This window comes from Coprococcus sp. OM04-5BH, from assembly GCF_003482105.1.
Classification (GTDB): Bacteria; Bacillota; Clostridia; order Lachnospirales; family Lachnospiraceae; genus Coprococcus.
Genome location: NZ_QULM01000003.1, coordinates 170,569 through 182,898 on the forward strand (window position 1 = coordinate 170,569; position 12,330 = coordinate 182,898).

15 protein-coding genes are annotated in these 12,330 nt (G+C 43.4%); all 15 read left to right on the plus strand.

The features are described from left to right. The first annotated feature begins 8 nt into the window (after window positions 1-8). On the plus strand, window positions 9-2,594 hold the full coding sequence (locus DXB54_RS07980) for a YfhO family protein (RefSeq protein WP_158578210.1): 2,586 nt from the start codon (window positions 9-11) through the stop codon (window positions 2,592-2,594). A 69-nt stretch (window positions 2,595-2,663) separates the two neighbouring features. After that, on the plus strand, window positions 2,664-3,221 hold the full coding sequence (gene efp, locus DXB54_RS07985) for an elongation factor P (RefSeq protein WP_118694888.1): 558 nt from the start codon (window positions 2,664-2,666) through the stop codon (window positions 3,219-3,221). Window positions 3,222-3,378: 157 nt separating this feature from the next. Next, window positions 3,379-4,338: a stage III sporulation protein AA gene (gene spoIIIAA / locus DXB54_RS07990; protein ID WP_118694889.1), complete on the plus strand. Its 960-nt coding sequence runs from the start codon at window positions 3,379-3,381 to the stop codon at window positions 4,336-4,338. Window positions 4,339-4,340: 2 nt separating this feature from the next. Further along, a complete protein-coding gene (locus tag DXB54_RS07995) occupies window positions 4,341-4,850 on the plus strand; it encodes a stage III sporulation protein AB (protein WP_279220733.1) in 510 nt (169 codons plus the stop codon). 23 nt (window positions 4,851-4,873) lie between these two features. Continuing rightward, on the plus strand, window positions 4,874-5,074 hold the full coding sequence (gene spoIIIAC, locus DXB54_RS08000) for a stage III sporulation protein AC (protein ID WP_021939262.1): 201 nt from the start codon (window positions 4,874-4,876) through the stop codon (window positions 5,072-5,074). Window positions 5,075-5,079: 5 nt separating this feature from the next. After that, window positions 5,080-5,466 carry a SpoIIIAC/SpoIIIAD family protein gene (locus DXB54_RS08005; protein ID WP_118694826.1) on the plus strand — a complete coding sequence of 129 codons (387 nt, stop codon included), beginning with the start codon at window positions 5,080-5,082 and terminating at the stop codon, window positions 5,464-5,466. A gap of 109 nt (window positions 5,467-5,575) precedes the next feature. Then, a complete protein-coding gene (locus DXB54_RS08010) occupies window positions 5,576-6,721 on the plus strand; it encodes a stage III sporulation protein AE (RefSeq protein WP_199708745.1) in 1,146 nt (381 codons plus the stop codon). A 90-nt stretch (window positions 6,722-6,811) separates the two neighbouring features. Continuing rightward, window positions 6,812-7,396 (plus strand): stage III sporulation protein AF, encoded by a 585-nt coding sequence (locus DXB54_RS08015; protein WP_118694828.1) that lies wholly within the window; start codon window positions 6,812-6,814, stop codon window positions 7,394-7,396. A gap of 151 nt (window positions 7,397-7,547) precedes the next feature. Further along, window positions 7,548-8,192: a stage III sporulation protein AG gene (locus DXB54_RS08020; RefSeq protein WP_021939266.1), complete on the plus strand. Its 645-nt coding sequence runs from the start codon at window positions 7,548-7,550 to the stop codon at window positions 8,190-8,192. A gap of 11 nt (window positions 8,193-8,203) precedes the next feature. Beyond that, window positions 8,204-8,857 (plus strand): SpoIIIAH-like family protein, encoded by a 654-nt coding sequence (locus DXB54_RS08025; RefSeq protein WP_021939267.1) that lies wholly within the window; start codon window positions 8,204-8,206, stop codon window positions 8,855-8,857. 131 nt (window positions 8,858-8,988) lie between these two features. Then, window positions 8,989-9,372, plus strand: coding sequence for an Asp23/Gls24 family envelope stress response protein (locus DXB54_RS08030; protein ID WP_021939268.1), 384 nt, complete (start codon window positions 8,989-8,991; stop codon window positions 9,370-9,372). Between the two features lie 9 nt (window positions 9,373-9,381). Then, window positions 9,382-9,813, plus strand: a complete 432-nt coding sequence (nusB, locus tag DXB54_RS08035) for a transcription antitermination factor NusB (RefSeq protein ID WP_021939269.1) — start codon at window positions 9,382-9,384, stop codon at window positions 9,811-9,813. Window positions 9,814-9,894: 81 nt separating this feature from the next. Beyond that, window positions 9,895-11,076: an exodeoxyribonuclease VII large subunit gene (gene xseA, locus DXB54_RS08040; RefSeq protein WP_118694829.1), complete on the plus strand. Its 1,182-nt coding sequence runs from the start codon at window positions 9,895-9,897 to the stop codon at window positions 11,074-11,076. 110 nt (window positions 11,077-11,186) lie between these two features. Continuing rightward, entirely contained in the window at window positions 11,187-11,450 is a 264-nt protein-coding gene (gene xseB / locus DXB54_RS08045) for an exodeoxyribonuclease VII small subunit (protein ID WP_243104783.1), read from the plus strand. Beyond that, window positions 11,440-12,327 carry a polyprenyl synthetase family protein gene (locus tag DXB54_RS08050; RefSeq protein ID WP_118694830.1) on the plus strand — a complete coding sequence of 296 codons (888 nt, stop codon included), beginning with the start codon at window positions 11,440-11,442 and terminating at the stop codon, window positions 12,325-12,327. The genes xseB and DXB54_RS08050 overlap by 11 nt, the downstream gene beginning before the upstream one ends. The last annotated feature ends 3 nt before the right edge of the window (window positions 12,328-12,330 follow it).

The following is a 12,330-nucleotide window of genomic DNA, read 5'->3' on the forward strand; positions in this document are numbered from 1 at the left end:
TGGAGGAAATGAACAAAAGATGTAATAAAAGAAGTGATAAAAGAAGCGGACTGATTACATACATTCTGGTGTTCCTGTTCTCAGTGGCATTATATGTGGTGTTGTTGTGGGTAGACAGGGCTGCACCCTTTGGAAGCAGATCGTTTTTGTATGATGACGCTTATGTACAGTATGACAATATGCTAAGAACCCTCATAGAGTTCATACATTCCCCTGACAAGAATGTCTTTATGTGGAACAAGGGGCTTGGAACGGATTTCTACTTAAATGCCATATATTACATGCTGAGTCCCTTTAACCTTATAGTTACGTTGATGGGAGAGAGCCATGTGGCAGCGTCCCTTACAATGATGATAATATTGAAGTGTTCGCTGATATCTGTTGCAGGAGTATATTATTTCAGAAATACTGTATTTAACAAACTTGATTCGGTGTTTAATTCGGTGGTTATTCCGGCAGTGTTTGGGATTGCCTTTGGCTTCTGCGGATATATCATGGCATACGGACATCATATAATATGGCTTGAGGGGCTTATACTTATGCCGGTCCTTGCCATAGCCATAGAGAAGCTTAATTACGATAAAAAAGTGGTTCCTTATACGCTTCTTCTGGCATTTATTATCATTGTGAATTTCTACTATGCAGTGTATGTGTGTTTATTTGCAGTGTTTTACTTCCTGCTCCTTAACAGGGAGAGCTTTAAGGAATTTCTGCGGTGTGCGGGAAGATTTGCCCTGTGCTCTGTTATAGCGGCAATGATGGCGGGCCTTGTGATAGTGCCTGCGTTTGTCAGCATAAGAAATGCGGGAGCGTCAATGCTTGGACTTGACACCCCGGGAAATAATGTGTGGGGAAGCATTACAGGGTATATCAATTCATTCTTCCCTGCCTGCGACATACAGACAGGATATCTGTACAGCAATAATAATTACTGCGGAAGTATCGCACTGATACTTCTGGGGATGTTCTTTGTATGCGGCTATATGGGCATAAAGGACAGGATAAAGTATGCTATAGAGCTTGGCACGCTGATCCTTGCAGCTAATTTCCTGTATCTTAATTATGTGTTTCACGGATTTGCTGTTCCTCATGGTATGGGAAACAGATTTGCAATAATCCTTACGTTTATAGTTTTAAATGCAGCCTTCAGGGTCATGATCCGCTATGAGGAATTAAGGATGAGAGAAGTGTTGGCAGGCATATTATCTGCAGTGGCATTGCTCGTGGCGGTGCTCATGTTCAATGGCAAGCTTGAGCAGCCAATGGGCTATATTATCTATATTCTCGTGGTGTTCCTTGCGGGAACGGCATTTGTCCTTTACAGGAGAAAAAGTATAAAGGCGGGGGCATTTATTGGACTTATCTCCCTTTTATGGATTGGCGAGATAATTGTGAATACTCTGATAACCATGCCGGATGTTACCAGGGACGAGTCCCTTGACAGCTATATCCTGCTTGACCGGTGGAAGGATGATTATGAAGATCTGACTCTTGCAGATGGTGAGCGTAAGACGGCACTGGTAAATGAGTCCTATACTCCTGCCAGCGAAACCGACTGGTATTCCTCCATGATAAATGGCTACATGACGGAGGCGTATACTACCATGGGATTGTCCCACTTTGATAATGTGCAGTGTATATATGACGGAACAACACCCCTTACGGCTCTTATGTATAATGTAAGATATATCATTAGCAACGGTATTGCTGTAAATGGCGGGTATCATGACATCAAAGAGGGGGACGGTTACACAGTTTACGAGGCGGATATGCTTGCGGGCATGGGCTTCATGGCAGATGAGGATATTGTAAACTGGAAGTGTGACGGCACCCCGGCAGAAAACCAGAATGAATTCGTGGAGCTGGCAACTAATGGACAATGTAAGTTGTTCAAGGAGATAACCGAGGATGACATGCCAGGGCTTCAGGTGTCCTGCAATTCCTGTGAAATAAAGAATACTGGCGATGGAGTATATGAGTACACCACGAATACTACATTTACCCCGAACATAGTGTATGATTTCGTGGCAGATAAGGACATGGACCTTTATGTGTACAGCACCGACACCAGGGAGCAGACTGTCATGGTGAAGGTTGACAAGAAAACTGTTGCGGAGTCAGGATATTTTTCTTCCGGCAATTTTGTCCATGGGGGAATTGTTAAAAAGGGTCAGAGCGTAAGAGTTATCCTGTATGGGGGAGCACCTCTTGGTGAGACCGCAGAAAAGACTGTGAAGTTTTATGACTTTAACAATGAGCTGTGGGATAGCATAAAGGATGGATTTACTGAGCAGACCCTGGAATTTGACGGCTATGAGGGAGATATCTTTAAGGGACATATAGATGTTACCGAGGCAGGAATTTTATATCTGGCGTTCCCTTACAATGAGGGATTTATCCTTAAGGTTGATGGGGAGCCTGCACAAAAGCTCCTGCTTGGCAAGGGCAATATGGGTGTAAGGCTTACCACAGGCCCACATGATATCCGGATCATATACCGCACACCGGGAGTGATGGCAGGAATTATCCTGTCCTGTGTGGGAATCATATTATTTGCGGTACTAGCAAGTATTGGTAAAAAACTCTTGAAATAAATCTTATTATATTATAAAATGTGACAAGAAGTTTATATCTTATTAAGGAGGAAGTTAATTATGGCAGAGATGATCTCAGCTGGTGAATTTAGAAATGGTGTCACAATTGAATTTGAAGGCAATATTTTTCAGATCATAGAGTTTCAGCATGTTAAGCCGGGTAAGGGCGCAGCATTCGTAAGAACAAAGCTTAAGAATATCAAGAGTGGCGGTGTTGTAGAGAAGTCTTTCCGTCCAACAGAGAAGTGCGAGAAGGCTCATATTGAGAGAAAGGATATGGAGTACCTCTACAATGATGGAGAGTTATATTACTTCATGGACCCTGAGACATATGACCAGTTGCCAATAAATGCAACAGTTATAGGTGATTCATTAAAGCTCGTTAAGGAGAATGAATTATGTAAGGTATGTTCACACAATGGTTCAGTATTCGCTGTAGAGCCACCATTGTTCGTAGAACTTCTTATTACAGAGTGTGAGCCTGGTGTTAAGGGTGATACAGCTACAGGCGCAACAAAGCCATGTACAGTAGAGACAGGTGCAACAATCTACGTTCCTTTATTTGTAAATGAAGGAGATACAATCAAGATCGATACACGTACAGGAGAGTACCTTTCAAGAGTATAATGTGCGGGAACCGTAATATATCTGCAGATTGAACTGCGAGAGTAAAAGAACTCTGAAATGTGAGATAATCATGTTTCGGAGTTCTTTTTTTGCCTTCTGCCACATATATAACTATAAAGGTCATAAAAGGAGATTGAAGGCTGGAGATAAGGAGATTATGAATCAGGACATAACGGGAATATTGAATATATTGTCGGCAAATATCAGAAATCTGTGCACAAGGCTTGACATAAAGAAGAGCAGACTCATAGAGGTGAGACTCAGGGTAAATGAGCCTCTGATCCTTATGTACGACAATATGGAATATATGGTTACGACAGATGGCAGGATGAAGAAAAGCAGTGAGGTATGCAAAAGCGGGCTGTATATAGTCACTATAAAGGACATAAATGAGACTGTGGAGCATATAAGCAAATATTCCTTATACGCATACGAGGACGAGGTGAGGCAGGGCTTTATAACCATAGAAGGGGGACACAGAGTCGGCATAGCCGGCAAGGTTATTCTTGAAAATGGCAGGATCAAGAACCTTAAGCATATAACATTTTTAAATATTAGGATTGCCCATGAGGTGAAGGGCTGTGGCAGCAACATAATACCGTACATAGTAAAGGACAATCTGGTGTGCCATACGCTGATCATTTCCCCGCCGAGATGCGGCAAGACAACTCTGCTCAGGGATATTGTAAGGCAGTTGTCAGATGGAAGCGAGATCATCCGGGGGCAGTCGGTGGGAGTTGTGGATGAGCGGTCTGAGATCGCTGCATGCTTTAATGGTATGCCTCAGAATGACGTGGGTATGAGAACGGATATACTTGACTGCTGCCCAAAGGCATATGGAATGATGATGCTTATAAGATCCATGTCACCTGCTATAATCGCTGTTGACGAGATAGGCAGCCATGAGGATATAGCGGCAATATATGACGCTATAAATTCCGGCTGTAAGATAATCGCAACTGTGCATGGAAATTCAGTTGATGATGTGTTATGTAAACCTGGCTTGCGGAAGCTGGTGGAAGAGAGAGTATTTGAAAGATATATAGTGCTGAACAACAAAGGGCATATCGGAAATGTACAGTACATATTTGATGAGAGAGGAAGTGTTCTGGCATAAAACTGTTAGGGGCAGGTATTATATTCGCAGCCTGTGTCCTGCTTGCTGTCAGATATGCCCACTACAGGAACAGTCTGTTCAGACAGCTTAAGGGTCTTATATCTCTGGTGGAAATAACAGAAGGGGAGCTTAGGTACAGCTCCACCCTGTTATGGGAGATATTTGACCGGGCTGTCCCAAGACTTGATCCCTGTTTTGAGAACTGGCTTAATTATCTTAAGGACAGGCTGGTGAATACAGATATGGCAACATTTGCAGAGATATGGGCAGATGGGGAGGCTGTGCTTTTTGCGGACACGTTTCTTATGGAGGCTTACGGAGAGTATGTGGAGGAGCTTGGCGGCGTGTTAAACTATCTTGATGTCACCACGCAGCTAAGCCGTATAGAGTATCTGAAGAGCAAGCTGATGGACGAGCTTGACAGGCTTAAGGAGGACAATGCAAGGAACATAAAGCTTGCTTATTACATATGTATCCTGGCCGGGGCTTTTCTGGTGATCCTGTTGTGGTAAAGGTTGCAGGGGTGAGGTGAGACATGGGAATACAAATACTTATAAAAATAGGTGCTGTGGGTATTCTTGTGGCACTGCTTAATCAGGTGCTCAAGCACTCGGGGAAGGAAGAGCATGCGTATCTTCTTAACCTTGCGGGGCTTATAATCGTTTTGTCCTGGCTCATACCCTACATAAAAGACCTGTTTAATGCCATAAGCGAGATTATGTCTATAGGGGGGTAGAGCTTATGAGTGTTATAGATATTGTTTTGTGTATGATCCTGGTGGTATTCCTGGGGTTAAAGCTTAAGAGTGTATACGGGGAGATAAATATCATGCTGAGCCTTGGGGCATGTCTCTTCATCACATATGCAGTGGTTACCAGACTTAACATACTCATACAGTACATAAGTCGTATCACCTCTGCCATTAATCTGGACATACAGTACATAGGGATAATCGTTAAGATGTTGGCGGTGTCGTATATATGCCAGCTTGGCTCGGCGGTATGCCGGGATGCCTCATACACAGCCATTGCGGTACAGATAGATATTATAGGACGTATATCAATGGTGCTTATAGGTATGCCTGTGATCATGGGAGTAGTGGAGCTGCTCTCGAAATTAATTGCGTGATATGGTATTTGTAAATGTTTATTTGCTGGTGATATTAAGTGCATTCACACCGGGAATGAGAGAAAAACAGAATTATGTAAACCAATATGACGCGAGCAGGTGTAGTTATTTGAGTGAGTTGTCCTGTAATGTGCATGGCAGAATAAATAGTGTTGATAGTCTGGATGGTGATGAAGGTGATACATCAAGCCCGGGGTTGCTTGATGATGTAAGGGATTACTCTGATGAAACCTATGATGATTGCATAGATTTTGACAGACTGGACGCAGTGTCAGGAGACAAGCTTTCCTTCAGTCGGGTATACGAAAGGCTTGAGAACTTTGATGTGGATGGATTATTTGCAGATATAGGGGATAGTATCCTTGGGACTATCAGCGATGAGATACTGGGGAATCGTGCAATGCTGGCAGAGCTTATTATCATAATTGTAATAGGCGGTATCATGTCAGTGGTGGCGTCACAGAACAACAGCGGCGTAAAGGAAAGCAGCTTTTATGTTATTTATCTGGCACTGTCGGGGCTTATGCTGGGATCATTTGCTGTGGTATATGATCTGGCAGGAAGTGTGATCCAGAGGATAAACGATTACATGATGGCGTTTGTCCCATCCATGTCCGTTGTCCTTGAAATGACAAATGGCAGCAGAACTGCGGTGTACGCCTACGAGGCAATAATCCTCACTGCATATCTGTGCGAGAAGGTGCTGGGCAGGATTGTTCTCCCTTTGATCAAGAGTATTGCCCTGATTTCCCTTGCAAATAAATTAAATACCGAAGGCTATTTCTCGAAGCTGATAGCCCTCATGACCAGCGTTGTAAACTGGATCATCAGGATACTTCTGGCACTTGTAACCGGGGTAAATGTAGTCAAGGGCATGCTTGCGGGAGCGGCGGATTCAGTTGAGAGAACAGGCTTCTTAAAGGCTGTCGCAATGCTCCCGGGCGGCAGAGCGTACTCGGTCATTGCGGATATATTTGTAAGCAGCGGGGTTGTTGTTAAGAACATATTGGGCATAGGCGGCTGCGTGGTACTGATCTCAATACTTATAGTTCCTGTAATCAAGGTGATCATAATAATGTTCTTATACAGAGTGACCGCTGCCATAACAGGGCCTGTTGGAGACCGGAGGTACTCTGACGGTGTAAGTATAATGGCGGCAGATATAGCCCTGCTCTTAAAGTCCTTGATGGTTGCACTTCTGATGTTCCTCATCTGCATAACTATAATACTTTATTTCGTTAAGGGGACAGGTTGATGGGAATGAAGCTTTTGTAGCGGGCGATGAAAGAATGGCGGAGTGCGGTTTGTGATGTTGAATTGGCAGGCTTGATTAAGGAGGAAGAGCGTGGGAGAGTGGATAAGGAATATTTCGTTATTTGCCATATTTTCATCATTGGTCCTGATGTTAGCTCCGGACTCCAACTACAGACACGAAATAGAGATAGTTACAGGACTGATCATGCTGATATTGGTGATCAATCCTGTAACTGTTTTTTTAAACGGAGATTACGACAATGAACTCCGTGCCATAATTGCAAATGAGAACAGCAATATCCGGGATATCCTGCAACAAGATAACACTTATGTAAACCAAAAAGATGACATGATCCTTGCCCTTGCCATAAAGAAATACATATATTCAGAGATGAGCATGGATTGTGACGTAACTGTAAGCGGAAGCTACGGGGTGAGTGGAGCAGCGAGCAACAAAAGAGGAGAGACAGGCAGCAAAGCAGGGGAAATAGCAGATAGTAAAACAGTAGGGTCAAGTGGTTTAATGCAAGTTTACATAACTATAAAGGGGCGCTATGCAATGTCACAGGGAATGGAGGATAATAATGAAATTATTGAAAACCAGGTTGTAAAGCTTGTTTGTAACGGCTTTGGAATTGATGAAGAGTGTATCAGCGTAAAACTTGAGATTAAATAGAACAGCAACCATTGGAATTTGCCTACGGCAAGAGGTTGCTGTGGCGTAACGATGTCGCAGACATCATTACAATAAACAAAAATAATGCCGGGCATAGCCACCGGAAATTAAACATAGTACTTCGCCTAAAAGAAAGGAGGGCTTGATCTTTATGCGTGCATTACTTAATGACAAGAAAATAAAAAATATAATAATGGCAATACTGATAGGCGTATGTATATTGATAATATCATGGCCCTCGGATAAAAGCACCGGAACATCCGGCAATTCAGGAGCAAATGGCAATTCCGGAAGCTCATACAACAATACTGGGAATTCTTCCGGAAATAACGCGGGAAACTATATTGGGACAGAAAATAATTCCGGTAACTACGGAAGCTCCGGAAACAATTCTGACACAACCGGCAATAATTCCGGCACCGGCTCAGCCCGGGCGGATGCATATATAGACAATAAAGAGGCGGAGCTTAAGGCGTTGCTTGAGAAGGTGTCCGGGGTTGGCAGCGTTGAGGTTATGATAACTCTTGAAGATGACGGCGAGGATATAGTTTTACGGGACAGCACCGGGGAAATATCCAGTGAGGCTGATGCCAGCAGGAGCAGCAGCTCCACAAGTGCGGTGGAGGGAAGCAACGGAGATCCTTATGTTGTAAGGAATGTGAAGCCTCAGATCAAGGGAGTAGTGGTGGCATGTGAGGGTGGAGGAGACCCGGAGGTGGCACTTAAAATTTCAGAGGCTGTACAGGCATTATTTGGACTTCCTGCACATAAGATTGTAGTGTTAGAAATAAAATGATGGAGGTTATTATGAAGAGGAAGATCAAGAAGAATACTCTTGTAGTAATGGCACTTTCAGTAATGATAGGCGTAGCAGGCTATCTGAATTTCAGCGACAATGCACATAGCAGCAATAAGGCTAAGACACCTTCCGATGACAATGTGGAGGTGATTAATTATCAGGGGAATGTGAGTGCGGCAACCTCAGGGGACGCAGCGCAGTACAGCAGTGTGGATACATATAATACACCTGATGATGTGGATAAGGTGGAGCTTAACGGCGATGAGGATGATATAGGCAAGGCAGTGCTTACAAGTGCCGAGATTGCCAAGAACAATGTGGCAACTGCCAAGCTCAACAGGGAACAGAACAGATCCAAAAACCTTGAAGCTCTGCTTTCTGTTATAAATGATGAAAATAGTACTGACGCAAGGAGACAGGAAGCTATTGATTCATACGTTGAATTAAGTGATATAATAAAGATGGAGTCCGACGCAGAGACCATACTTACTGCAAAGGGCTTTGAGGATGCAATAGTAACAGTTAATGATAGCTATGTTGATGTTACTCTTATACAGGATGAGATAACGGATACCGAGAAGGCACAGATAGAGGATGCAGTAACAAGAAAGACCGGATATGATATAGACAAGGTCGTTATATCATTTGCAAACAGTAAATAAGATGCCTTTTTGTTGCCAAATACCATAAAGTTGATATATAATAATACTTTGAAGTGGTTTGAGTAAAAATAGAATAAACAGTGATAAGCTGATGTTCGAGAAAGATACTTATTATATACGGAGGTATAATTATGAGTGAAGTAATAGAAGATGTATATGATATTAAAGAGGAAACTTCCTATGGACAGGTGCAGATAGCAGGTGATGTGGTTGCTGTTATTGCAGGCATTGCAGCCAGTGAGGTTGATGGTGTGTATAAGCTTGCAGGAAACCTTTCAAATGAGATCGCCAGCAGGCTGGGAAGAAAAAATCCTGCAAAGGGAGTTAAGGTGGATCTTATTCCCGGAGAGGTCAGAGTAGATCTTGGTATAATAGTTTATTATGAGTACAAGATAAAGAAGGTTTCTGAGCAGGTTCAGGAAAAGGTTAAGCAGGCTATAGAAACAATGACAGGATTAAATGTTACTAAAGTAAATATAAGGGTGGCAGGCGTTAAGATGAACGATGCCAATTAGGATTAGATCATGACTAGAAGAGAAATTAGAGAAAAAGTATTTAAGATATTATTTGCACTTCCGTTCAACAGTCCGGAAGAGATGGAAGAACAGGTGGAGATGTCATTTGCCACTTATCCTGATGACGACGAGGAGGGAAGCATCCTTGATGCGTTGATGTATGAGGATAAGGACAAAGAGTATATCAAGAAGAGAGTTCTGGATATAACAGCCCATGTGGATGAGATCGACAAGATCATAGATGGAATATCAGAGGGCTGGAAGCTTAACCGTATAGGTAAGGCGGAGCTTGCAATCCTGAGGCTTGCCATTTACGAAATAAAATATGATGATGACATTCCTGAGAAGGTAGCTATAAATGAGGCTATTGAGCTTACCAAGTTATATTGTGACGAAGAAGCAAGAAAGTTCATCAACGCATTACTTGGCAAGCTTGTATAAAGAAAAATAATACACAGCCGGCAGAAATGATGAGAAAAAGTTCATCAAAACACTGCCTGACAGGCTGGTGTAAGGAGTACTATGACAGAGTACACTGTAGGACAGGTAAACAGCTATATTAAGAATATGATGGCCACTGATCCATTCCTTGGCAATATATATGTTAAGGGCGAGGCTTCAAATGTTAAGTACCACAGCTCGGGACACATATACTTCTCCATTAAGGACGAGACAGGGGCGGTGGCATGCGTTATGTTCAGGAGTAATGCCATGACAGGGCTTGGCTTCCGTATGGAGAACGGACAGCAGATCATCGCCCACGGAAGCATTAATGTGTACGAAAGAGACGGCAGATATCAGCTCTATGTACAGGACATAAGGCTTGCAGGAACAGGCAGTCTGTATGAGGAATACGAGAGACTGAAGCAGAAGCTGTACGATCTGGGTGTGTTTGATTTTGAGATAAAGAAGGAGATTCCCCGCTATCCTAAGCGTGTGGGAATAGTGACTGCTGCCACCGGGGCAGCTATACAGGATATAAGGAATATTGCCCGGAGAAGAAATCCTTATGTACAGCTTATATTGTATCCGGCACTGGTTCAAGGTGACGGAGCGGCAAAGGATATTGCCAGAGGTATAGAAACTCTGGATTCCATGAACGTAGATACTATTATCATCGGCCGTGGTGGCGGATCTATTGAAGACCTTTGGGCTTTCAATGAAGAGATTGTTGCCATGGCGATTTTCCATGCCCGGACACCCATAATCTCAGGTACGGGACATGAGACAGACAATACTATAGCAGATTATGCGGCAGACAAACGTGCCCCAACACCTTCTGCGGCATGTGAGCTGGCAATACCTGATGTGATGACCACCGTAAGGAGATTTGAGGATGCGGAAAGATCCATCAACAGGCTGATGGGTTTTAAGGTCAGCCAGGCATTGGCAAGGCTTGACAGTGTAGAGGAGAAGCTAAGGATATTAAATCCGAAGCAGAAGCTTATTGATCACAGCATATATGTGGACAATCTTGCGGACAGGATCGGAAGAGCCATGAACATGTCATTAGACAGGAATAAGAACAGACTCAGGATACTGGCAAGCAGGATAAACGGACACTCTCCAAGTGCCAAGCTGATAGGCGGCTTTGGATATGTGGAGTGTGACGGTGAGCCGGTAAAGGAAGCGGAAGCGGTGAACTCCGGTGACAGGATCAGGATAACCATGTCTGACGGAAGCTTCGAGGCGGATGTTGTGTGATTTTTATAAATATATACAGATCGAAGTTTTGTAGGTAAAAACAAAGACCAGAAAATAACAATAATTCAGTAAATATTAATTTGACAGATAATAACACAGGAAACGACAGCATGGAAAATAATACAGAAATGAATATTATACAAACAAATAACACAGAAAAAGGTGACTCCACAGCAGAACGCTTCGATCTTGAGGCGGCACTGGCAAGACTGGAGGATATTGCAGGTATCCTTGAGAAGCAGGACACACCTTTAAGGGATGCCCTTGATGTGTACAGTGAGGGTGTGAAGCTCATTAAGGAGTGCCGGGATAATCTTTGTGATGTGGAGAAGGAAATGATCGTCCTTAGCAAGGAGGGGGAAAATGACGTTTAGTGAAGAACTGAAGCAGAAGACCGCCCATGTGGAAGAGGTTATAACAGGCTTTCTTCCTGAGGGAGACGGTTTTAATGACACAGTGATAAAGGCAATGAAGTATTCCTTTATGGCAGGTGGCAAGAGACTCCGCCCTATGCTGATGGAGGAATGTTACCATATGTTCGGCGGAAGCGGCGATGCAGTACAACCATTTATGGCAGCTATTGAGATGATACATACATATTCCCTTATACATGATGACCTTCCTGCTTTAGACAATGATGATCTGAGACGCGGAAGACCTACAAACCATAAGGTGTATGGCGAGGCAATGGCTATCCTTGCGGGAGATGCACTGCTTAATTATGCCTATGAGACTGCTGCCGGGGCATTTGACAGTGAATGTAATATAAAGTATGCGGCAGCAGCCATGAAGATACTTGCCCGTAAGCCCGGAATAAGCGGTATGCTTGGGGGTCAGGTGGCAGATGTGGAGCTTACAGGCAGCAGGTTAAGCGAAGAACAGCTCCACTACATATATGAGAATAAGACAGGGGCACTTATAGAGGCTTCTATGATGATCGGAACAGTACTTGCCGGAGCAGAGGAGAGATATGTTGATATTATGGAACAGATCGCTTCTGCGGTAGGTATAGCCTTCCAGATACAGGACGATATACTTGATGTTGTGGGAGATACAGAGGTTATAGGTAAGCCTGCCCATTCCGACATGGATAACGGCAAGATTACTTACGTCACGATACATGGACTGGACAAGGCGGCAGAGGATGTGAAGAAGATTTCCGAACATGCTGTAGAGCTTCTTGACAGTCTGCCATATGAAAATAAATTCCTGAGGGAGCTTATATTATCCCTTATATCGAGAAATAAATAAGTT